The organism is Fictibacillus sp. S7 (genome assembly GCF_004127935.1).
In the GTDB taxonomy this organism is placed as follows: domain Bacteria; phylum Bacillota; class Bacilli; order Bacillales; family Fictibacillaceae; genus Fictibacillus_C; species Fictibacillus_C enclensis.
This window is the reverse complement of sequence record NZ_QJKL01000001.1, coordinates 2,153,894-2,176,816: the sequence shown is the minus strand read 5'-3', so window position 1 is coordinate 2,176,816 and position 22,923 is coordinate 2,153,894. Positions and strand designations below refer to the sequence as shown.

The window sequence follows — 22,923 nt, the reverse complement described above, 5'->3', positions numbered from 1 at the left end:
AAACGGGGGGTTTGTACTTTTACCATATCATCCTTTTCTTAAAAAGGGCTTAAAAATCAATTTTAATCTTAATAAATCCTGCGCTGCGCAGTGCTTCATAGATGATCACAAGAGCCGGCCCGACAATTAATCCGATGAAGCCAAGGAGCTGGAAGCCAAGGTAGAGGCTGATCAATGCGGCAAGCGCTGAAATTCCAAGGCTGGAACCAAGGATCTTGGGCTCGATAATACGGCGGATTACGGTAAGAACAACAAACATGATGATTAAGCCAATCGCAAGGAAGTCATCACCTACAATAAAATTGTAGATCGCCCAGGGGACAATAAACGATCCGGTACCCAGTATGGGAAGGATATCGACAAGAATGATGAATAAAGCAATCAGAACGGCATATTTGACATCCAGAATCAAAAGGCCGATTAATGCAAGCACATAGGTGATAAAGCTTAAGATCAACTGGGCACGGATAAATCCTACGGTTGCTCGGGACAGCTGGGTAAAGACGAGCTCGACCTTTTCCCGCGCAGAGGTTGTAAACAAATTGAGAAAGTTGGCAAAAAGCCTCGGCAAGTCCAGTGAAATTAAAAATAAAGCTACCAGATAAATAATAAGGTAAAGCAGCAGCTGGGGTATGGCAGCCGCAACTGCAATGATGCCGTTAGTCAGTTTGGTTGCAAAGCTTCCGGCATAATCCTTAAATCCGTCCAAAGCATTCTGAACAGTTGAAAGGGCTTCAGGAGGAAGGGAGGCATAGAGCCTTTCTACTTTATATAAATCATTTTCAATCAGACTGAATACTTTTACTGCATACTTCGGAACCATCGTAAGGAAATCAATCGTCTGAACAACAAGTGTGGTTGTCAGCCAGTAGGTGAAAATGCCGAATCCGGCAAGAAATAAAATAAACGCAATCGTTACGGACAGCAGCCTTTTAATTTTAAAGTGGTTTATGAAAAGTTTAATCGCCGGTTCAAGCACCAAAGCGGTCACAAGCGCTAGAATCAATGGAATGCTGTATGGAATAAGAAAAATGGCTGCTGCCAGCAGCACAATAATAATAATTACATTCTTTAGACGCATTTCTGTACATCATCCTCTATGTATAATAACTTTCTCTCTAATTAAATGATTATATGGAACGGGTAAAAAGTCAATCTGTAATATTGGTAATCTCATGAATTTTGCAAGTTTTTCCTTTGATGCATGGTAACCAGGATGGCATTGAGCTGTCCTCCAAGAATAAGAATCATGGCGGACAGGTAGAACCAGATCATAAGCGTCAGCAAAGCACCAAGGTTTCCATAAATCTGACGGTAATCAAACAACGTCACATAGTAGGAAAATCCAAGGGAGATCAGCTGCCACCCAATGGTTGAAAAGAAAGCACCGGGAAGAACATGTTTTAATTTCAAACGGACATTCGGGGCGATAAGGTATAGGGAAATAAACATAACCATGAGGATCACAAAGCCCAATGTCCATCGGGTCGTTGCCCAGATATGGAAAGCTGGATGATTGTATCCAAGGTGATTGGCTAAAAAATGGCCAATCGAGCTTCCAAAAACGGGTAGCAGTAAAGATGAAACGATCGCAATAACCAGGCCAATGGTCAAAAGGATACCCAGCAGCAGTTCCCTGATAAACGGACGGTTCTCTTCCACATGATATGCTTGATTGAACACGCGGATAATGGCGAGAATGCCGATCGAGGACAGCCAGAGGGTAACCAATAGACTGATTGAAAAAATATCCCCGCGGCTTTGATCAAGTACCGATATCAAATTGTATTCCAGCAGGTTAAAGGCCTGAACAGGAGCAAACGGCCGGATAAGCTCCAGTACGGAGGACGACGAAATCGGCAGAAAGCCCAGTATAGAGAAAACCAAAAACGAAAACGGAAATAAAGAAACCAAAAAATAATAAGCAAGCTGTGCCGACAAATCGAACACTTTATCTTCAAAAAAACGCAATTTCAATTCCTTCAGAAATACAATCATAACAAACTCCTTTTGCCTCACTAGCCCCAGTATTCCCCTTGTTTCAGCAATAGAGACGTGGACGTCAAATTTTTTCACCGCCCGAAAATGATTGAAACCTTATGCGTAACGAACCGTATACTTTAACATGCCAAAATTCTTAAAAAGCAGAATTGAGAGGTGAAGGACAAGGTTGTGATAGGGAAATGGACGATGCATGTCTCCCGGCTTTTTAAGAAAGGATAGTAAAGAATTTGAAATTATTTTATGTGTTTTTCACATCATAAGGTGTTTGAGCTGGAAATCAAGGAGGATATTTACTGATGGATTTTTTATCAACCGAATTTCTGTCTGCGCTCTTATCCATTGTCATTATTGACCTGGTACTGGCAGGCGACAATGCGATTGTCATAGGACTTGCAGCGAGAAATTTGAAAAAAGAACAGCAAAAGAAGGTTATCATCTGGGGAACGGTCGGAGCTGTCGTGATTCGTGCTGTGGCAACAATGGCCGTTGTATGGCTGCTTAAAGTACCTGGCTTGCTATTGGCAGGTGGCCTGATCTTAATCTACATTGCCTATAAGCTAATGGTGGAGGAAAAAGACCACGACATTAAAGCACAGGACAGTATTTTGGCAGCCATCCGGACCATTATTATAGCGGATGCGGTTATGGGGCTTGATAATGTACTCGCTGTGGCAGGAGCAGCTCATGGAGACTTTTTGCTCGTTGTTCTTGGTTTATTGATTTCTGTTCCAATCGTCGTTTGGGGCAGTACATTGTTCTTAAAACTGATCGACAAATTTCCATTCATTATTACCATAGGGGCGGCTATTCTCGCCTGGACAGCCGCGAAGATGATCGTTGGTGAGCCGTTCCTGAAAGAATATTTCAGCAATCCGGTCATAAAGTACGGTTTTGAAATTATTATCATTGCAGCTGTGGTCCTCATCGGCTGGCTGAAGAAACGTTCGGCCAGCAGGAAAAAGGCAGAACCGGCGAATCAATCCGAGAGCGGTGTCTAAACGAAACGAAAAAAGCTGAAGCAGGCGTTGTTCTGCTTCAGCTTTTTTTGCTGAATTCATTTAAAACACATCTTTTTTGGTAAACACGGCAAAGGAAACAACGAGGCCTCCTATTGCCCATACCAATAGGACGATCAGTGAAAAGCCGAGGGACATTCCTTCTATTGGTGTGGCCATTCCGCTAATGTAGTCGGTGAGGCTGAGATTAACCATAAACAAATATTTCGCACTTTCCCATGATGATACCATGTTGGAAAGAATCGCTCCGGCGATAAGTGCAGCCAGCATGATTCCCATGACAGCCGCTGTGCTCCTGAGCAGAACCGAAAGCATGAAGGTTAAGGTTCCGACGACAAGGCACACAAACCAAACTAAACCAAATTCCATAAGGATATACTGCCATTGGGGTATGAGGTGAACGTTATTCGTAACTAATTCCTCTCCGCTTGTGCTAAAGCCGGTGAGCAGCGGCATGCCCCATCCCCCATAACCGAACACCACGCCTGATATGGCATAGGATAACACCGCGGATGCCGTTACAATAAAGGAGACGGATAAGATCAGAGCTAAATATTTGCTTAATAATATTCGCCATCGCTTGACTGGCCGGGTAAGCAGCAGCTTGATGGTTCCGCCACTTGCTTCCGATGAAACGAGATCGGCAGCTACAACCATGACCAGAAGCGGAAGCAGCAAATCAATGGAGTTTTCAACAAACACCCTCATGAATGTTGGAGCACCGGGAGCTTGCGGATTAATATTGTGATCCAGATAGTATTGCTGCTGAGCCAAACGGATCTTCAGGTATTTTCTCCAGTCATCCTGCATCCTGCTCGAGCTTAGCCGATTTTGTGTATCCACAATTTCCTGTTGAAGCTGTGTTCTCCAATCCACGTTCCCCAGTTTTTCCCGTGTTGTTTTTACTTCCTGATACTGTGCGTACGTGAAGAGAGGCACAAGAGCCGCGATAATGAGGATGATAACGAACAAACGCTTTTTTCTGAAAAGCTTAAGCAACTCGTTATGGACAAGTTTATTCAATATGCTCGCCTCCTGTCAGTTCCAGGAAAAGATCTTCGAGGGCAGGCAGCTTAGTTCGCATCTCTTTCACTTCCACTCCTGCAGTGACGAGCATCCGATTCCATTTCCCGATTTGATTTTCATCATATAAGGTAATAAGATTTTCTTGCAACCGTGTGACATTCGTGACTTCCCTGAGCAGGGATTCTGCTTTTTCCAGCGGTTCAGCCTTCCAGACCACCCGTTCTTGTTCTGCCAGCAATGCATGAACCGAATCCACACGGATGATGCTTCCTTTTGAAATAATTGCAACACGGTCGCACATCAGCTGAATTTCACTAAGCAGATGGGAAGAAACCATGACACATAATTTTTCTTTTTCCGCGAGGAAGCGAATGAATTCTCTCATCTCGCGAATCCCGGCAGGGTCCAATCCGTTGGTTGGTTCATCAAGGATCAACAGTTTGGGGTTTCCCAGCAAGGCCTGGGCAATCCCCAGCCTTTGCCTCATGCCAAGGGAATAGGTGCCGACTCTGTCATGAATCCGGTTTCCCATATCCACAAGTTCAACTACTTCATGAAGCCGTTTCTGCGGAATGGAGGGATCCATCCGGGCAAAATGTTCAAGGTTTTCCCAGCCGGTCAAATAAGGATAAAGTTCCGGATTTTCTACGATGCAGCCCAAGTCTTTCATGGCATCGCCAAAATGGGTCTGAACGTTTTTGCCTCCGATCAGGACAGTGCCTGAAGAGGGCTTAATCAATCCGACGATCATACGGATGGTTGTCGTTTTCCCGGCTCCGTTGGGACCTAAAAATCCAAAAACTTCTCCAGGGTACAAGTCAAAGGAGATGCCTTTAATGATATCTTTTTTACCGATTGTCTTTCGCAAGTTTTTTACGGATAGAGCAGGTGATTGGCTCATTTTTGGTCCTCCTCGCTAAAACGGATGAGGGAAGCTGTGCGCTCTCCGATTAATTGATATCCTTGTTTGTTGGGGTGAAAATGATCACTGTACAAATAATCATTCACATTCAGTTCGAAAAGGTCAAAAGTAGGTACATAAATGATATTTGGCTGAGCAGCTGCGGCGTTGGCTGAATCATAATTCCACTTTCTGACGATGCTGGAGGTCGTTTTCGAATCCTGCATGTCACTGAAGGGATTATAAAGCCCAACATGATAGATAATACCGTTTTTGTTCAGCGAGCGGATTTCTTTATAAATAGCTTTTAAGTTTGAAAGATAAACATCTTCTGTTTTATTGATATTTTTCGATTTCAGCTCTTCGAGCGCTTGTCCTCCGCGGAATAAATCATTGCCGCCAATGGTCAGCAGAATCACATCTGCATTTTTTATTTGTCGCTGAATTTGTGGCTGCTGGATTTGCTTAAGAAGCTGGACAGAGGTCTGTCCCTTTATGGCGGAATTGGTCAACTCGATTTCCTTTTTTGTTGTCTTTGCCAATTCTTCCTTGAGGTAACCAATGTATCCCTTGCCATCAGGATCTCCTGTTCCTCTTGTCAATGAGTCACCAATGGCCGCAATTTGCAGGGTTTTCCCTGATGATTTTTGCTTCTGTTGTTGAGCGGTATCCGGCTTCAGCGATTCTGCCTGCCGGTTTTTGTTATCCGCGAAAAACTGATCCTGAAGGACCCAGGCAAGACCCGCCAGCCAGACCAATGCGGATAAAATGGAAAGAGCTGTGACGAGAGATAGACCTTTTTTTCTCACAAGACCATCCTTTCATATCCTGATTAGTAAAAGCATAGCAGACAATGGAAAAATCTCTTACTATTTTGCATAGGAATTCCTTCATTTATTTCAAATGTTTTCAAATCTGACACATTAGGAATTTTGGTTTTTTATTGATATTTGCTGGTAAAGAAAGAGACAATATAGAAAAACGGCGGAAAGGCAACAAGGTGATCATAAATATGAAGAAAAAAATGAGAAGCATGGTGGCCGGTTTGATTATAATCGGCGGTTGTGCAATCTATATGTATAGCAGCCTGATGCCGCCTCTTAAAATACAAACTAAAAGAACCTCAGCGGTTCAAACGTGGATGGACGCAGAAAATACGGGCCGCTTTCCTTTGAAAATAGAAGCTTTTTATATTAATAATAATGAAGTTCCACCCGAGGTCTCTATGAAGATGAATACTTCTTGGGTTCCTGTTCGCGGGCAAAAGATTTTTGCAGGACAAAAAAAGAAAATACGTATTCTGCATGACTTTCCGGCTAAGCAAATCGTGATTGTTTATCAATATGCCGGCATTCCTTTCACCCGGACGTTCTTTGTAAAAGATGTCGCGCAATATAAAAAGAAGCTGTTTTTTAAAGAATTTATTTAATTTTTGTTGAGATACGATGAAAAAAGAAGGAATTTTGTAAAAAAACTCATGTGTTGAAGGTGAAGCAAGCAAAAAGCGTTAATATCAGACAAAAATGATTATTCTGAATATTTTAATTATGCTTAGAATACAGTATTATAAACGTAACAAACGAAGGGAGTAGATTCCAATGAAGAATGAAAGCGAAGCATGCTAAAGAAGCTTTAAGGAGCTTATGCATGTGGGTCTTCAGAGTAGTCTATTTAATAACACCTAATCTGTTAAAGGCGTGATTCCAATGAAAATTGTTAGCGAAGCATGTCAGAATCGTATCCAACATAAAACCAGCCCGTGAAAACTGGTTTTGCGATATGTGGACATGTGGGAAACCAGTGACGGGTACGCATTAATTCAGAGGACGTGGTTCCAATGACAACGGTAAGCGAAACATGCTAGAATCATGGCGCAAAGGAAAATAGTCCGTGAAAACTATTTTCGCATCATGTGGGCATGTGGGAATCCAAAGAAGGAAAATAAACTGAAAGATGCAAGTCTGCAAGTAATGCAAGGCATGTGTTTTAAGTAAAGAAAGGAAAATCAATAAGTGAATAGCAAGTACATTAAATGAGGCGCACGTTTATGTTCATTCACATAAACAGCGCCTTATTTTTGTTTCTTCCTATTCGTCATCATAACACGGAGATTTTCGGGGAACGCTATGAACATTATTTCACTTGTGTTTGAGGCATGTAGCGGCAGGGAATCTTAGCAGGGAAATGGAGGGGTGTGGATGAGTAAAGGTACTGAAAACGAAGCTTCAGAAACAACGAAGCCAAAGAAACCGGAGCGGCAATATTATTTTCCTGCTCAAATTGTAGAAAGTTTTATTACAAAGGGAAAGGAATCCCTGCAAACGACGTATATGGCCCAGTTCATTCTTTCGGTTCTGGCGGGAGCGTTCATCGCATTTGGAGCACTCGGTTCAGTACTGCTTACAATAGAAGTAGACAGCCAGGGGGTAATGAATCTGCTTGCAGGGGTCGGCTTTACCATCGGCTATGCCATGGTTTTTTTATCCGGCTCAATCCTTTTTACCGAAGTAAACATTCTCCTTCCCAGTTATATCATGCAAAGCAATTACTGGATCAGCAAAAAACTGCTCTATTTTTGGCTGATCTGTTACATAGGAAACTTCCTTGGTGCTTTATTTGTCGGCTTCCTGCTCAATTTTTCAGGATCGCTGCATGGGGAATTTTACGATCATCTGCTAACCTTTATGGAAAAGAAAATGGAATTTACGCATCGTGGCACATGGGGCTGGTTTCAGGTCCTTTTCTCAGGCATCCTCGCCAATTGGCTCATTGGAGCGGCCGCGGTTCTTGCTACTGCGGCAAGGGATGTTGTAGGGAAAATACTTGGTATTATGCTGCCTGTCATTATCTTTGAGGCCGGCAACTTTCAACACGCGGTAGCAAATATGGGTTATTTCAGTATATCCGTTCTTGAAGGCTTTGATATCAGCTGGTACAAATTTATCCTTTTAAATTTATTTCCGGCTACCATTGGGAATTTAGTCGGCGGCGCCATTCTCGTATCTCTGCTCTTGTCTTACGCTTATAAAGAACAAATTGATGAAGGGGTATTGAAGGAAGAGGAAGAGGCAATCGATGAAATCGAACATAAGGATAAAAAGGGTCAGCACTCATAATGTGATTATGTATGTTCAGCAGGTGAATGCGTGTTATTTTCGGATAAATAGGGTAAATAGTAATCACTAACAAGTATGAGGAGGCCCATCATGAGCTTAACAAAACAGCAAATCAACAAACTCGAACAATCATTGCTGGGGATGAAGAAACAGCTTGAGGAACAGCAGGAGTTAAGGGAGAGCCAGGAAAGCCTGCAGGAGTCTACAGGGGAAATCAGCTCAGTTGACAGCCACTTTGGTGATATGGGGAGTGAGTTATATGACCGCGAAATGGCAATGGCGCTTGATGAAAATCAAGAGGAAATTCTTGAAGACATTAACGAAGCGCTCCAGCGTATCGAAGAGGGTACCTATGGGAAATGCGTTGACACGGGAGAAGAAATACCTTACGAAAGATTAAAAGCTCTTCCTTATGCCAAACGGACTGTTGAAGCGCAGGCGGTAGCGGACAAGGAAGGAAAAATCAGTGACCAGTACGAAATTGAAGAACCCTCGTTTGTCCGTAATGGAGAAAAGAATCTTGAAGACAGCCGGATGAGAACGGTAGACGAAATTATGGACACACATGGAAATGCATCAAACAAAGGAGAGGACGCCTGAGCCGCTCCTTATTTTTTACCCAATAAAAAAGCAGCAGTCCCTCTAGCGGGGTTCTGCTGCTTTTTTGTTTTTGGCGTACTTCTTGCTGCTGGCATATTCCAGTATGGGTTTAAAATAAAAGATTAAATTAAACAAAATGTTTCCGAGCAGGATGCCGGCAAAAGCATCGAGAATAACGTGCTGTTTAACAAAAAGGGTGGAAAAAATGATCAGATATCCGATCAATGCCACTGAAGCAACAAAAACGGGTGTCTTTGTTTTACAATGGCGGGAGGCAATTACCATGAGGTAGCTGCTCAGCACATGAATGCTTGGAAAACAATTGTACGGTTCATCTGCCGAATAAATATAACGGATCATGGACGTGAAAATGCTGTTTCCATCCAGAGGAGGCCTTGGAACAGTGGTCTGAAAAAAGAAGTAAATAACATAACAAATGACCATTCCGGTGGTAAGGCTCAACAAAGTCTTATAGTAGAGAGACCGGTCATAAACAAAAAAGTAAAACAGCAAGCCAAAGATGAAAATATACCAAAAGACATAGGGAATAATAAATGCTTCAATAAAAGGGATCTGCTGGTCAAACGATGTGATAAGGCTCCTGGCTCCACGGTCTCCATTATTAAGCAACTCATAAAAAGAGTGCAAAAGCGGAATAGAGAGCATTAAGCACAAAGGAAAGAAATGCATTTTTAATTTACTCAAAGTCACTACTCCTTTAGCCGTGATAAAAAGTACTTACAATGTATTACCCTATTTTACCCGAATGAACACTATAAACCGAACACAGGTGATTACCACATTATACCATATTTTCAGTAATGCCGGCGTTTCCAAAAGAGAAATGGACATTCCAAAAACAGGATACGACCCACATGAGATCATGCGGGTTCTTGTTCATCATAGCGTAAAAATAAGCCTATAGCACCCCTTTAAAGGAAGGTATTTTAGAAATGAATGCTAAAAGTCACTAAATGTTCCAATATATGATGGGACATTTTATAAACACTACTTTTTAAGGGGCGAAAAGACCTACTATAAAAGATGGGTAGAGCAAATGGCGGAAATCCCCCTCCATATTTTAACTAGTATTGGAAAAATTTGAGGAATTCTTTAGGTTTAATGTCACGAAAAATCGGGAATTATCTCTTTTTGTAATATTAATGTAATCTTCCTAAAACACGGATGTCATATTTTGTTGGTAGAATCTAAGTAAGTTAGCAAGAAGAAAATACCAACATTGGTAATACAGATTCTAGGGGGATACATGCTTTGAAAAAATTGGTAGCGGCAGCGGCACTAGTAGGAATGATGGCTTTCAATCCGATCGTAGGTAAAGCAGCGCTTGGCGATCACACATTAAAACAAGGTATGACCAGTAAAGACGTACAACAATTACAGACCGTCCTAAAGAAAAAAGGATACTTTACATATAAAAAGACAACGACTTACTATGGTACATATACGAAATCAGCAGTTCAAAAGTTTCAAAAAGCAAAACGGTTAAAAGCGGATGGCATTGCCGGCTCAAACACATTTAAAGCACTGGGCGTAAAAAAAGCAGTAAAGAAAAGTTCTTCAAGCAGCTCAGCAAGTGTAATAACTGTGGCAAAGAAATATAAGGGTGTTCCATACCGATGGGGCGGAACGACACCAAAAGGTTTTGACTGCAGCGGCTATATCAATTATGTGTTTGAAAAAGCCAAGAGAGTAGACTTGCCACGCACGGTTTCAGGTATTTATTTGAAAGGGACACGTGTAAGCAAGCCAAAAGCCGGCGATGTGGTGTTTTTCCATACGTATAAGAGCGGAGCATCCCATGCAGGAATTTATATTGGCAATAACGAGTTCATTCACAGCTCATCTTCGAAGGGTGTAAGTATTGCTTCTATGAAAAATCCATACTGGGCTCCTAAATATCTTGGAGCAAAGAAAATATAACAGGAAAACAGGCATATTAAATATGTCTGTTTTTTTATTTATTCTTTGTCATACTGTTTCACTTTTCTGAATACTATAGTATAATTTAAGATATATTGTAGGGCCTTAATGCAGTTTACCTTCCTGTGAAAGGAGTGTTAGGCATGTATTTAGGTGAAACTGTCAAAATTGATCGATTTGACGGAGAATATTTTGAGGTGAGCCAGCACTGGCTGATGGATATTGTGTGGAACAAATATCACATGCCGCTAAGGGACTTTTTGGCTTCCTATGACAGAAGAGACAGCGACTATATACTATCACTTGCGAATCACAACACGCTGGAGTTTGAATTAAAATATGATGAAAACCACTTGTTTCTGTAAGTGGTTTTTTTTGTTTTTGCCCAGTGTCATCCTCTTTACCCGTTTCATATCATATGAAAGATGTGAGGCAAGGAGGAAGAAAAATGGCGAAAAAACCAGCGAAGAAAACGGCAAAAAAGACATCCAAGTATGATCAGGCGGTCAACAAGTACGCACATACAGTAAAAATGGTCACAAGCTCGACCTGTATTTCATGCAAGACGCAGTGTGCGAGAGGGCTGTCATATATCGAAAAAATGAGCCATCCGGGAGCAGTGGGCCATGGAGTCCCTTGCCATCTGACAAAAGGAAAAGGAACCAAATAAGATGGAATGGCATGGGTCCCGCTTCATATCATTATGAGCCAGTTTCCTCATGGGTGAAGCGGTGCCTCTTTTTTATATGTGGATGATAATGGCAAAAAAAGGTGTTTACACAACCGGTAACAAGGGAAAAGTTCAGAATAGTGTGAAGTTCTTTGGCTCTGGCCCATAAAGTAATAGAAAACATACACTTATACCCGAAAAGTCAGGTGATAAAGATGAGCAGAGAGTGCAGAGAAAAACTGAGTTTAAATGGAATTTGGAAATGTGTGCAGGATGAAGATGACCAGCTGGAAGGAAATATTCGAAATAAGCCGGTTTACCATGCTGAAGAGTTAACATGGACAGACATTCTTGTTCCTGCTCATTGGCAGAAAGCAGGTTATGAAGATTTTCAGGGGGTGATGTGGTATAAGGCGACATTCCGGGCACCACCCAAAAAGTCCGATAAAATGTTTTATATTTGTTTTGACGCGGTAGATTATTATTCGGAAGTTTGGTTGAACGGTGTGTACTTGGGAACGCATGAAGGAGACTTTGATGCATTTGAATTCAATGTTTCCGATTTTCTCCATAATGGCGAGGAAAACATTCTGGTCGTTAAAGTGACCTCAGAATTGGATACGAGACCGGAGAGGAAAAAGATTGCCAAGGGCGGGCTTTATCATTGGGACTGTCTTCCAGTGAACCAGGAAGGGCTTACCGATTGCCCCGAGGTCCCTTCTTCTGTGAACGCTCACTATCCGAATCCACTCATCAACCCGGGCGGTATTTGGAAGGATGTTTATCTGGAGGAACGAGGCAAGGTACATATTGAGCATATCCAGATTACACCCTACTTGAAGGATGACTATAAGAAAGCCACCATCTACCTGGACGTTGAATTAAACAACAACAACAGCAAGGAAGCAAGGATTGATGTGGAGGTCTCCTTTTTGCCTCATAATTTCAGGGGGAAAATATACAGATGGAAACGGCAAAGTTATTTCCAGAGGCCGGGAACAAGCAGTTACTCAATGACCGACCAGCTGTCCCAGCCAAAATTGTGGTGGACATGGGAGCTTGGTTTTCCCCATCTTTATAAAGCTGTGATTGAGGTTTGGGCAAACGGGGTATTGGTTGATAAAAAGATTCAAATATTTGGGATTAAAGAAATCAAAATGGACGAAAATTGGATCTTTTATCTCAATGGAACGAGAGTTTTTATCAGAGGCAACAATTACTTGTCCGACCAGTTCCTTTCCCTGATGACCAAGGAATCCTACCAGCTCGATGTCCAGATGATGCTGGACGCCAATATGAACACCACCCGTTTGTTTGCGCATGCTGAACAGGAAGAGTTTTACCAGCTGTGCAATGAAAAGGGGATTATGGTGTTTCAGGACCTGCCCTTTCAGTGGGGCTATGAATCGACAGGTCTTTTTATAAAAAGAGCAGAGGATGTCGCCAGGCGTTTTATACGAATGCTGTATAACCATCCGTCCATCATTCTTTGGTCATGCCATAGTGAATCCCGCTATCATGATTACAATAAGCTGGATAATATGCTGCTGCGCGTGGTTAAGGAACTCGACAGCCTGCGCCCTGTAATAAAAAACTCAGTCCTTGTCTCTGATGAAGATCTTCCACACTATTTTGAGACACTTGACGATTTTACAACTTATATCGGTACACATTTAAGTGTTCACTGGGTTGGATGGTATTGGGGGAAAATTGAGGACGCAGAATTCTATAATCCGATGTTTGTAACAGAATACGGCACTCAGTCCATTCCAAATGAAGATTCCTTAAAGAAATTTATGAATCAGGAGTCTCTCTGGCCGGTTAACTGGGAGATCTACCGCACATGGGGATTCCAGACGAACATTTACCAGACCATGATGGGATCTGTGATGACCCAGTCGCTTCAGGATCTTATCAACATCACCCAGGATTACCAGGTGCAGTTTTACAAGGAACATACGGAGGCATTAAGAAGGAAGAAATACAATCAGGTAGGCGGACTGCTTCAGTTTCACTTTGTAAATACCGGACCTTCCATTGACTGGTCCATTATCGACTATTACCGCCAGCCGAAGAAAGCATACTTTGCCATGGCAAAGGCTTTTGAACCGCTCCATCTGTCGTTCAACGGAGATATTACGGAAGGTGAACTTGGACGCACAGCCACGGTTATACCATGGATCATCAATGATTATAATGTAGCTTTTGAAAATTATGAAGTGACCTACAAAGTGTTCCTGGAAGATGGAACGCTGGTGGATCAGCAAAAATTTTCCGTTCCATTGATTGAGAAAGATTCCGTCCAGTCGTTTGAATCGTTAACCCTTCCAGTTGCGAAAGGGGAGACGGTTACCGTAACAGGCCAACTGAAGGACATGAACGGTACATTGATTATGGAAAATGACAAAGTGATCCGGTCGCTTCCATCTGAAGATGAGGTGCAGGATCCATTTAAATCACCCATACGTTTATAAAATGAGGAGGCAATTCTATGAAAAAGGGAATATTGCTGCTGTTTTGCCTTATATTTGCATTTTCGATGGCTGGCTGTTCCAACGACAAGCAGGGAGCGTCCGGATCGGAGAAAGGCGGGGAGGTGCAGCTTAAGATGTGGGCGCACCAGGGCCAGCCCAAGGAAGTCGACTTTTATAAAAAGAGGATTGACGAGTTTAACAAAGAACACAAAGGTAAAATTAATGTAAAGCTTGATATTATCCCAAGCGGTACAGGTCATGCGTATGAAGATAAAATCAATGCAGCTGCCACCTCCAATGGACTGCCGGATGTTCTCGATATGGATGGTCCCTTTGTCGGAAACTATGCAGCTACCGGTATTCTTTCACCAATCGATGATTATGTGGAGAAGAGTGACAAACAGGATTTTGCCAAATCCATCATCCAGCAAGGTACATATGACGGCAAGCTTTATGCACTTGGAGCGATGGAATCCTCCATTGTAGTTTTTTATAACAAAAAACTATTAAAAGAAGCGGGTATTCAGGCTCCTGAAACACTCGACAAAGCATGGACGTGGGACCAGTTCATGGAAGCCTCCAAAAAGCTGACAAAAGGTGATGTGCGCGGACTTACCATGCACATGGATCTTGGGGTCGGTGAGTGGCTTACGTACATGGGTTCTGTATTCGTATGGTCCAATGACGGGCTCTTGCTAAACAAGGACAGAACGAAAGCAGAAGGCTATTTAAACGGGCCGGAATCGGTAGAAGCGTTGAATTATGTGAAAGGTTTATTTAAATCAAAGGTTGTAAGTGTTTCCAACGGACCTGCAGATTTTGAAGAAGGAAAAGCCGCTATGATGATCGGCGGAGTATGGTTGATTCCTGGTTTTGAAGACTATAAAAATCTGGATTGGGGGATGACCTATTTCCCTTACAGCAAGAAGAAAGTGTCTCCTTCAGGCTCTTGGGCATTTGGTGTTTCCAGCCAATCTCAGCATCCAAAGGAAGCGGCGGAAGTTGTAAAATGGATGAGCAATAAGGATTCCGTCGTTGAAATCTCAAAGATTACCGGAATGCCCCCGGCGAGAGAATCCGCATTTAAGGAAATTAAAGAGTATGACAAACTTCCGAAAAAGGTAATCAAAGACCAGGTATTGAATACGGCAAAAGCCCGTCCGGCCACTCCAGCCTATCCAGTGCTGAGCGCCAAGTTTGCTGAAGCGTTCCAAGCAGCTGCGCTGGGACAGGATGTAAAGCCAGAACTGGATAAAGCAGCAAAGGACACTGACCGTGAGCTTCAGCGCTTTAAAAAATAAGAAGGGAAAGGAGTGATGATGTCACTCCTTTTCATATATTTTTACGCGGAAAGGAGAAAAGGATGGAACCAATTACCCAAAAAACAAACGTAAACAATCCGTTGCCCACAGTGAGCCCGAAGCAAAGAAAAAGAAAAAATTTGTTTACCAGCTATGGCTTTGTAGCTCCTGCCATAATCCTGCTCTTTGTTTTTTTAATTCTTCCAGCTATTCTTGCGTTATATTTCAGCTTTACAAACTATTATCTTCTAACCCCGGAACAAACGAAATTTGTCGCATTTGAAAATTACAAGCGGCTTGCAGAGGATAGCCTCTTCCTGAAATCACTGGGCAATACAGCCCTTTTCGTAGTGATTGTCGTTCCTGTACAAACGCTTGTTGCACTAGCCCTTGCGCTTTTGGTCAATCAAAAATTAATGGGTATAAAATTTTTCAGGATGGCCTTTTTTGCACCTGTTGTGACATCGATGGTTATCGTATCCATCCTCTGGACCTTTATTTATAATCCTGACAATGGCTTGGCAAACTCCATTTTAAATATTGTCGGTCTGGGGCCGTTTCAATTTCTGACGGATAAAGACCAGGCAATGTACTCTATTATTTTTATGAGTATCTGGCAGGGTGCTGGCTATCAAATGATGATTTTTCTTGCGGGACTTCAGGATATTCCGGATCATCAATATGAAGCAGCATCCATCGACGGAGCAAATGCATGGCAAAAGCTGATTCATATTACTATTCCGGGAATCCGCAATATTCTTGCCTTTATTGCCATCGTTACAATGATTGCGGCAACAAAACTTTTTATACAGCCATTCGTAATGACGCAGGGAGGGCCGCTTGATTCTACGAAAACGCTTGTTTATATGGTGTACGAAACCGGCTTTAAATTCCGGGATGTTGGTTATTCCTCCGCTATTGCCATTTTATTCTTTGTGATCGTATTGATTATTTCCATACTGCAGCGAAGGTTCATTAAAGAAAATACAGAATAGGAGGAGAATGTATGAAAAAGAATCGAATCATTGCACAAATCGGTTTGTATGTTGTTCTCATTTTGTTGGCCATTCTCTTTTTATTTCCTCTTGTTTGGATGGTGGTTTCGTCATTTAAAACCGAGCCGGAAATTTTTGCGGATTTGAAATCATTTAGAGCCTTTGTTCCTTATACATTCTCATTGGACAACTATACGGGGGTATTTGAACGAATTCCCTTCATCCGCTATTTGCTGACAAGTACGCTGTATGTATCCGTGATTGTTCTTCTCGGCTTGTTTGTGAACTCGCTTGCCGCTTACGCATTTGCCCGAATGCAGTTCAAGGGAAGAGATCTTTTGTTTTCAGCAGTGGTAGCTTTAATTATCATTCCGTTTGAAAGCATTTTGCTTCCGCTATATTTGATCATTGATGAGTTTGACTGGCTCAATACGTATCAGGCGCTCATTATTCCGTTCATTGCCAATGCATTTAATATTTTTATGTTCCGGCAATTCTTCTTGAACCTGCCGAAGGAGCTTGAGGAATCGGCAAGGATGGACGGAGCATCGACCCTGAGAATCTTTTTTCAGATTGTGATTCCGTTATCGAAACCCGTATTTATTACGGTGGCTCTGCTGACCTTCATTACCCACTGGGGAGACTTTATGTGGCCTTTGATTGCCACTACGGACGACAGTGTCAGACCGCTGCAGGTCGGGATGCAATTCTTTTTCCACCAGCCGCCTGTAAAGTATGGACATGTTATGGCAGCCCTCACGATGGCTACCATACCGCTGTTGATCATTTTTGTATTCTTCCAAAAGTATTATGTACAGGGAATTGCTTCTGCCGGTATGAAAAATTAATTCTGAATGGCTATGAAACATTCAACTCATAAAAAACGGGTATACCAGATGGCGGTATACCCGTTTTTTTTTATCCTTTGGTTCCCGAGGTGATGTTGGAGCCTTCAATAAAGTACCGTTGAAAAAAGAAGAAGATGAGAATCACAGGTAGCAGGACAAGTACCGATGCTGACATCAAATAATGCCATTGGGTCTGCACCGTACCCTTGAAAGTCTGCAGTCCGATTTGAAGTGTATATAGCTTCTCATCATTAATGTAGAGCAATGGTCCAAGGAAATCATTCCATGCGCCATTAAAAGAAAGAATGGCCACAGTAATGACCGCGGGCTTCATGAGCGGCATCGCAAGCTTCCACCAGATCTGAAAATGGTTTGCGCCGTCAATTTTGGCTGCTTCAATCATCTCATCAGGAATGGTCTTGAAAAACTGGCGCAGCAGAAAAATGAAAAATGCATTTCCGAAAAATGCGGGAACAATCAATGGTAAATACGTATTGATCCAGTGCAACTTTGAAAATAGCATATATTGGGGAATCATCATAACAAACCCCGGAATCAGCATGGTGGATAGAACAAGTGTAAACAGAAGATTCTTTCCTCTGAACCGGATTTTAGCAAAACCGTAAGCTACAAAAGAGTTCACTACGACGTTTCCAATCACTACACATACTGTAATAAAAATGGTATTGAGGGCCCACCGGGTGAAGGGGGCCGTTTGCCAGGCTTTCACATAATTGCTCCATTGAAAGGATTCCGGCATAAATGAGGGAGGATATTGGGCAATCTCTCCAGGAGTTTTCAAAGACGTAGAGATCATCCACCAAACGGGTGACAGGATAACGATACTGCCGAGAATCAGAAGAAAGAGAACAAAAGATTTCTTCATTTTTCTTCTAAATGACATGGTTTCATAGAACTTTGGTGCGTGCTGCCTCGTACTCATTTTTCATCCCCTCCGCCATAATGAACCCAGTGTTTTCCGAATTTCAGGTTGATGACTGTTAAAACCAGTACAATGACGAACAGGAACCATGCCATCGCTGAAGCATATCCCATGTCAAAGACTTCAAATGCTTTGTTCCACATATGCAAATTATAGAACAGGAGGGAATTCACAGGACCTCCATCCCCATTTTCCGTCATGACGTACGCTTCCTGAAAGATTTGGAATCCTCCAATCAGGCTTGTTACAATATCAAAAAAGATCACGGGTGTGATCATGGGAAGCGTAATATGGAAAAACTTTCGAAAAGCACTCGCTCCATCAATATCTGCTGCTTCGTACATGGCTTTTGAAACACCTTGGAGGCTGGCAAGATACAAGAGCATACCGCCGCCAACGCTCCACATCTTCATGACGATCAATGCAGGTTTTGTCCACTCGGGATCAAACAGCCATGCAGGGCCCTTGATGCCGAACCAGCTCAGTGCAGTGTTGACTAAACCTGTTGATGGGCTGAGAAGCTGCATCCATAGTAAATAAACAGCGACTCCCGATAGAACGGCAGGGAGATAATAAATAGTCCGGAACACTTTGATTCCGGGAATTTTTTGATTAAGAAGCACTGCCAAAAGGATAGCACCGGCCGTTGTCAATGGTACGGAAAAGGCTACGAAATATAAGGTGTTCCAAAGAGAGGTCCAAAACAATCCATCATTAAAAAACATATTATGATAATTTTGTGTTCCCACAAAATCCATTTTCGATGTGATATTGTAATTGGTAAAACTGACATACAAAGAAAAAAGAAGCGGCCCCAATGTTAGTGCCACAAACCCGATCAGCCATGGGGAAATAAATAAAAATCCTGATAATTCCTCACGTTTTCTTAAGGATTTTATCCTGTACTTTTTTACAGGTTCTGCAATGTCCTTTTGGGCAGCCTGTTTTCTTTTTTTTGCAGACTCATACGCTGTTTCCATCACAACATCCCGCCCTTCATTTAATTTTTTGCCAGCTGTTTGGCTGCGAATCCGCGTTTGGTTGAATAAACGGCCTGTCTTTGTGGCGACAGGCCGCTTCTTTTTCAAAAGTAAAAGAGTACCTTATTTCTTTAGTGATTGTTCTACCTTTGACTGTGCTTTTTTCAGCGCATTTTCCGGTTTTTCTTTTCCTAAAAGAACGGCATCAATTAACGGATTGATTTTGTTTTGATAATCAGGAGCATCTGCCGGAACCGGATTCATTGTCGTTACTTGTAAATTATCAACGGCCTCCTTATAAACCATTTTGTCGTTGCCGCTTAATTTAGAAAGGGCATCTTCAGAAGCTTTCTTGTTTGCTACATTGTCAAAATTTTTGGACGCCCAATAGGTTTGTGCTTGTTCTCCTGTCAAATATTTGATGAATTCAAAGGATTCTTTTGGATGTTTGGCTCCCTTCGGAATTTCAGCAACAAATCCGCCACCGTCGCTCCAATGCTTGGCATCTGCGGTTTTCGCAGGCATTGGCGCCACCCCGAAATCCATATCTTTTCCAAAATCCCTGATCTGTGTATAGAAGGTGGCAACGTCCACCCACATACCGACTTTTCCGGCAATGAAAGGATTGGATTGTTCGCTTCCGAATTCGGCTTTGAAGGCATTTACATTTTCCTGGCCGATCCGGTCATTCCAGCTCTTAAGCCACTTTAGTCCTTCCAATTTTTCAGGTGTGTTGATTTGTACCTCATTGTCTTTAGACAGGAATCCTTTTCCGTTGTCGGCATTCATGAGCCAGCTTGGAGGCCCGAATGATCCCCATAACGGATAAAAACCGATTCTCTCATACCGGTCACCGCTTTTTTTATCGAGCTTTTTGGCATAAGCTTCAAGCTCGTCCCATGTCTTCGGAGGTTTATTTGGATCAAGGCCGGCTTCTTTAAACGCCTTTTTGTTATAAAAAAGAAGTCGTGTATCAGTGTTGAATGGCACGGCGTACGGATCATTTTTATACAGGACGGTATCCCACAGTCGTGGATAAAAATTTCCTTTAAAAGAGTCATCTTTTATATATTCAGATAAATTGGTAGATTGATTGTTTTTTGCGCGGTGCTGTACGGAATTAATGTCGTTAATGATGACATCGGGAGGATTACCGGCAGAAATGGCCGCCAGGTTTTTTGTCCAGATATCACCAAATGGCAGGAATGTGTGTTTTACATAAATATCATCCTGTGATTTATTAAAATCATTAATGATTTTTTCAATAACAGGACGTCTTGTTTCGGACCCCCAGAATGTCCAAAAATTCAACGTGACTTTCCCTTTTTGAGCAGAACTGTCGCCGGAGCTTTCTTCTTGCGGCCCCCCCGCACTCCCCGAGCAGCCGGCAAGCATGCCCAGCAAAATCAAAACAGAGATAAATAAGACAGAAACCCTTTTCATGTAGTACCTCCTAGTAAATAAGTAACAGCTTCTATTCACAAAAAGCCGACCTTTTTAATTACCCAAATACTTTTGGACTGAAACCGATTTCAACAATTTTTTTGAAAAAGTCTGTTTTTTTGATAAAAAGTTTGTTTATTTACTTGTTTTTATAGGGAAGAATGGAGAATTTGGGAAAATAGACGATTAAATACTGAGTTATTTTCATAACTTAATCATCAATTTTCCCAATACACACCCCTCTTTTGTACTGATACAATTAGATTAATACAAGATTCGACAAAAACTGGTATGCCATTTGTACCACAGAAATGGATGTGGACACATGAAAAAGAGAGTGCTGGTTTATCTCTATCCCCAATTCAGGGAAGTAGAAATTGTGGTGGCGTTATCTGCCCTCAGCCGACATTACGAAATTTTAAGTTTTTCATTGCCCCACGGGGGAATTACGAGTGAGTGCGGATTGCTTGTACATCCGACCATTAAATTGAAAAACATAAATCCTTTGGAATACGACCTGCTGCTGCTCCCTGGCGGAAGACAGGCAGCAAGCCAGTCAGATCCTCGCCTTATCAGGCTGATAAAGGGCTTCGACAGAGATGGAGTCCGTATTGCTGCTATTGGCTCAGGAGTGTTAATTGCCGGAAAAGCAGGGATACTGGAAAATAAAAGCTATTCAGCCCCTCATCTGGAGGAGGAAAACAGAAAAGTGAAGGAGTGGCTGACGGGGCGTGCCGTGAACCGGCAGGTAGTTGAAGACAAAAATATAATAACGGCAAAGAACAATGCATATATTGATTTTGGGCTGCTGATCGGGGACCGGCTGGGGTGCTTTTCCAGTATTGACGATTATAATCTGTATAAAGGCACATTGTAGAACGAAAGTCCATGGGATTCCGGATCTGCCCATGCTAAAATAAGGATTATCAAATAAAGGAGCTGTACATTGTGTCAACTCTTCTTATTACAATTTTGATTTCCGTTATTATTATTTTGTTTGTTCTTGTCGTATTTGTTTTGGCTATTTCAAGAGGACATGCGTATAAACACACAGTCGACAGCCTGGACGATAATCCCTATCTAAAAAAAAGAGAAAACTCGGGAGACGCCTGACCCGTCTGCCGCAAAGTGAGCACTGCTGAAGGATTCAGCGGTGTTTTTTTGTTGGAATATTTTTCACGATGAGTAGAAGGAATTGAAATTGGTACTGGAAAGTTTGCGGGCAAGAAGAGATAATAAATATGTGAGCGCATACACGATGTGTTTTTCTTTACAAAAAAGAAGGATAAAGGAGAAATTATGTTAAAAGTAATTAAACCTGCTTCACCCTTTGATTTCTCTAAAATGCTCCGAAGGGTGAAGAGTCATGGGAAAAATAACATTGTGAATGCTGATTTGGAGAGCCAGTCGTACAAACGGATGGTTCATGTTGGAAACCGGCCGGTATTACTTAATGTAAAGGCCAGCGGCAGCGTGGATGAGGCAGAACTTCTGATTGATCAGCCGGATGATCTGAACCAGGAGGAAAAGGCCGAACTGGATGTTATCGTCACACGCATGTTTTCAACGGACATTGATCTTAAGCAATTTTATACCCAATTTTCAGGACACAGGCAGATTGCGCCTCTTATCACGTCATTTTACGGCTTGCGTCTGGTGACGGATCCGGACCTGTTCGAATCGATGGTGAAAATCATCGTTGGACAACAGGTGAATCTCACGTTTGCCGGTGTTCTGATCGATCGTCTCATTGATCTTGCCGGTGAGCATCTGGAAGTGAGCGGTGAACCTTTCTCTATTTTTCCGGCGGTGGAGAAGATGGCAGCTCTTGATTATCAGGAGCTGAGAGAACTTCAGTTCAGCCAAAGAAAAGCAGAATATATTATTGATTTTGCCAGGATGATTGCAGACGGAAAACTAGATGTTGATGCCCTCTGGGGGATGAGCGATGAAGAGGTAATGGAAACGCTGTTGCCGATCAGGGGAGTTGGACGTTGGACCATTGAGTGCCTTCTCATATTTGCCATGGGGAGGACGGATGTGCTCCCGGCTGCCGATATTGGTTTAAGAAACGGAGTTCGTAGTGCATGGGGGCTGGATTACCAGCCAACAGAAGAAGATGTCAGAAGACTCGCGGAGGACTGGCACCCGTGGAGTACGTATATTACCTATTATCTGTGGGAAAGCCTTGCGGCTGAGCCCGTTGTAAAAGATTTGCAGATTTAGATAGCTAGGAGGAAGGTATCGTGAACATTGCTTTTTTTCTTTTGCCGAAAGAACAGGTTGCTTTTTTGAAAACAAATTCAACCGTCCGTCAGGCGCTGGAAAAACTCGAACACCATCGATACACGGCAGTCCCGGTGCTTGACGATAAAGGAAGATATTCTGAAACTGTCACTGAGGGGGATCTTTTGTGGACGATCAAAAATACACCCGGACTGAACTTCGAAACAAGCCACCGGTTTTCCATATCGGGTATAAAAAAAGAGCGGCTGATCAAGTCGGTGTACATTAACGCTCAAATGGAAGATCTCCTGAGTTTGATAGCGACCCAAAATTTTGTTCCAGTGGTGGATGATAATGATGTATTCATCGGCATCGTCCGCCGCAGCGACATTATTGAATATTGCTCAAATCAGCTATTTGCGATAAAAGGGAGTTAACG

Annotated in this window: 24 protein-coding genes; 15 read left to right on the top strand and 9 right to left on the bottom strand. The window is 42.4% G+C overall.

What is annotated here, in order from left to right:
• Positions 1-49 precede the first annotated feature (49 nt).
• On the bottom strand, positions 50-1,081 hold the full coding sequence (gene ytvI / locus DMO16_RS11130; protein WP_129477471.1) for a sporulation integral membrane protein YtvI: 1,032 nt from the start codon (positions 1,079-1,081) through the stop codon (positions 50-52).
• Between the two features lie 92 nt (positions 1,082-1,173).
• Positions 1,174-1,998, bottom strand: coding sequence for a YihY/virulence factor BrkB family protein (locus tag DMO16_RS11125; RefSeq protein ID WP_061967400.1), 825 nt, complete (start codon positions 1,996-1,998; stop codon positions 1,174-1,176).
• Positions 1,999-2,300: 302 nt separating this feature from the next.
• Here DMO16_RS11125 and DMO16_RS11120 point away from each other — a divergent pair, with 302 nt between their 5' ends.
• Complete coding sequence (locus tag DMO16_RS11120; RefSeq protein WP_061967402.1) at positions 2,301-3,002, top strand: TerC family protein; 702 nt, start codon at positions 2,301-2,303, stop codon at positions 3,000-3,002.
• Between the two features lie 60 nt (positions 3,003-3,062).
• Here the strand turns inward: DMO16_RS11120 and DMO16_RS11115 are convergent, their stop codons facing one another.
• From DMO16_RS11115 to DMO16_RS11105, 3 genes are read right to left on the bottom strand one after another with little or no spacing between them, the layout of a single operon-like run.
• A complete protein-coding gene (locus DMO16_RS11115) occupies positions 3,063-4,043 on the bottom strand; it encodes an ABC transporter permease (RefSeq protein WP_061967405.1) in 981 nt (326 codons plus the stop codon).
• Positions 4,036-4,947, bottom strand: a complete 912-nt coding sequence (locus tag DMO16_RS11110; protein WP_061967408.1) for an ABC transporter ATP-binding protein — start codon at positions 4,945-4,947, stop codon at positions 4,036-4,038. Before DMO16_RS11110 ends, DMO16_RS11115 begins: the two co-directional genes overlap by 8 nt.
• The gene (locus DMO16_RS11105; protein WP_129477469.1) at positions 4,944-5,756 is read right to left on the bottom strand and encodes a GDSL-type esterase/lipase family protein; all 813 of its coding nucleotides are present in this window, start codon (positions 5,754-5,756) and stop codon (positions 4,944-4,946) included. The genes DMO16_RS11110 and DMO16_RS11105 overlap by 4 nt, the downstream gene beginning before the upstream one ends.
• 227 nt (positions 5,757-5,983) lie before the next feature.
• Between DMO16_RS11105 and DMO16_RS11100 the strand changes: the two genes are divergently transcribed.
• From DMO16_RS11100 to DMO16_RS11090, 3 genes are all read left to right on the top strand, one after another.
• Complete coding sequence (locus tag DMO16_RS11100; RefSeq protein WP_129477467.1) at positions 5,984-6,376, top strand: hypothetical protein; 393 nt, start codon at positions 5,984-5,986, stop codon at positions 6,374-6,376.
• A 769-nt stretch (positions 6,377-7,145) separates the two neighbouring features.
• Positions 7,146-8,063: a formate/nitrite transporter family protein gene (locus DMO16_RS11095; RefSeq protein ID WP_074440431.1), complete on the top strand. Its 918-nt coding sequence runs from the start codon at positions 7,146-7,148 to the stop codon at positions 8,061-8,063.
• A gap of 90 nt (positions 8,064-8,153) precedes the next feature.
• Positions 8,154-8,663 carry a TraR/DksA C4-type zinc finger protein gene (locus tag DMO16_RS11090; protein WP_129477465.1) on the top strand — a complete coding sequence of 170 codons (510 nt, stop codon included), beginning with the start codon at positions 8,154-8,156 and terminating at the stop codon, positions 8,661-8,663.
• 42 nt (positions 8,664-8,705) lie between these two features.
• Here the strand turns inward: DMO16_RS11090 and DMO16_RS11085 are convergent, their stop codons facing one another.
• Entirely contained in the window at positions 8,706-9,368 is a 663-nt protein-coding gene (locus tag DMO16_RS11085) for a phosphatase PAP2 family protein (protein ID WP_129477463.1), read from the bottom strand.
• A gap of 567 nt (positions 9,369-9,935) precedes the next feature.
• Between DMO16_RS11085 and DMO16_RS11080 the strand changes: the two genes are divergently transcribed.
• The 7 genes from DMO16_RS11080 (at position 9,936) to DMO16_RS11050 (ending at position 16,892) form a co-directional block, all read left to right on the top strand.
• Positions 9,936-10,604: an NlpC/P60 family protein gene (locus tag DMO16_RS11080; protein WP_129477461.1), complete on the top strand. Its 669-nt coding sequence runs from the start codon at positions 9,936-9,938 to the stop codon at positions 10,602-10,604.
• 143 nt (positions 10,605-10,747) lie between these two features.
• On the top strand, positions 10,748-10,969 hold the full coding sequence (locus tag DMO16_RS11075; protein ID WP_061967420.1) for a hypothetical protein: 222 nt from the start codon (positions 10,748-10,750) through the stop codon (positions 10,967-10,969).
• A gap of 83 nt (positions 10,970-11,052) precedes the next feature.
• The gene (locus DMO16_RS11070) at positions 11,053-11,274 is read left to right on the top strand and encodes a hypothetical protein (RefSeq protein ID WP_061967422.1); all 222 of its coding nucleotides are present in this window, start codon (positions 11,053-11,055) and stop codon (positions 11,272-11,274) included.
• A gap of 215 nt (positions 11,275-11,489) precedes the next feature.
• Positions 11,490-13,748 (top strand): glycoside hydrolase family 2 protein, encoded by a 2,259-nt coding sequence (locus DMO16_RS11065; RefSeq protein ID WP_129477459.1) that lies wholly within the window; start codon positions 11,490-11,492, stop codon positions 13,746-13,748.
• Between the two features lie 17 nt (positions 13,749-13,765).
• Positions 13,766-15,049, top strand: a complete 1,284-nt coding sequence (locus DMO16_RS11060) for an ABC transporter substrate-binding protein (RefSeq protein WP_061967427.1) — start codon at positions 13,766-13,768, stop codon at positions 15,047-15,049.
• A gap of 62 nt (positions 15,050-15,111) precedes the next feature.
• Positions 15,112-16,044 carry a carbohydrate ABC transporter permease gene (locus DMO16_RS11055; protein ID WP_129477457.1) on the top strand — a complete coding sequence of 311 codons (933 nt, stop codon included), beginning with the start codon at positions 15,112-15,114 and terminating at the stop codon, positions 16,042-16,044.
• A gap of 11 nt (positions 16,045-16,055) precedes the next feature.
• On the top strand, positions 16,056-16,892 hold the full coding sequence (locus tag DMO16_RS11050; RefSeq protein ID WP_061967431.1) for a carbohydrate ABC transporter permease: 837 nt from the start codon (positions 16,056-16,058) through the stop codon (positions 16,890-16,892).
• 70 nt (positions 16,893-16,962) lie between these two features.
• On the opposite strand, the gene DMO16_RS11045 is transcribed toward DMO16_RS11050, so the two are convergent.
• From DMO16_RS11045 to DMO16_RS11035, 3 genes are read right to left on the bottom strand one after another with little or no spacing between them, the layout of a single operon-like run.
• Positions 16,963-17,835, bottom strand: coding sequence for a carbohydrate ABC transporter permease (locus DMO16_RS11045; RefSeq protein ID WP_129477455.1), 873 nt, complete (start codon positions 17,833-17,835; stop codon positions 16,963-16,965).
• On the bottom strand, positions 17,832-18,923 hold the full coding sequence (locus tag DMO16_RS11040) for a carbohydrate ABC transporter permease (protein ID WP_240482184.1): 1,092 nt from the start codon (positions 18,921-18,923) through the stop codon (positions 17,832-17,834). The genes DMO16_RS11045 and DMO16_RS11040 overlap by 4 nt, the downstream gene beginning before the upstream one ends.
• Before the next feature lie 15 nt (positions 18,924-18,938).
• On the bottom strand, positions 18,939-20,258 hold the full coding sequence (locus tag DMO16_RS11035; RefSeq protein WP_061967436.1) for an ABC transporter substrate-binding protein: 1,320 nt from the start codon (positions 20,256-20,258) through the stop codon (positions 18,939-18,941).
• A gap of 325 nt (positions 20,259-20,583) precedes the next feature.
• On the opposite strand from DMO16_RS11035, the gene DMO16_RS11030 reads away from it, so the two are divergent.
• From DMO16_RS11030 to DMO16_RS11015, 4 genes are all read left to right on the top strand, one after another.
• Entirely contained in the window at positions 20,584-21,135 is a 552-nt protein-coding gene (locus DMO16_RS11030) for a DJ-1/PfpI family protein (RefSeq protein WP_061967438.1), read from the top strand.
• 71 nt (positions 21,136-21,206) lie between these two features.
• Complete coding sequence (gene ytzI, locus DMO16_RS11025; RefSeq protein WP_241840542.1) at positions 21,207-21,371, top strand: YtzI protein; 165 nt, start codon at positions 21,207-21,209, stop codon at positions 21,369-21,371.
• A gap of 186 nt (positions 21,372-21,557) precedes the next feature.
• On the top strand, positions 21,558-22,484 hold the full coding sequence (locus DMO16_RS11020) for a DNA-3-methyladenine glycosylase family protein (protein ID WP_129477453.1): 927 nt from the start codon (positions 21,558-21,560) through the stop codon (positions 22,482-22,484).
• Positions 22,485-22,504: 20 nt separating this feature from the next.
• On the top strand, positions 22,505-22,921 hold the full coding sequence (locus DMO16_RS11015; RefSeq protein WP_061967445.1) for a CBS domain-containing protein: 417 nt from the start codon (positions 22,505-22,507) through the stop codon (positions 22,919-22,921).
• Positions 22,922-22,923 lie beyond the last annotated feature (2 nt).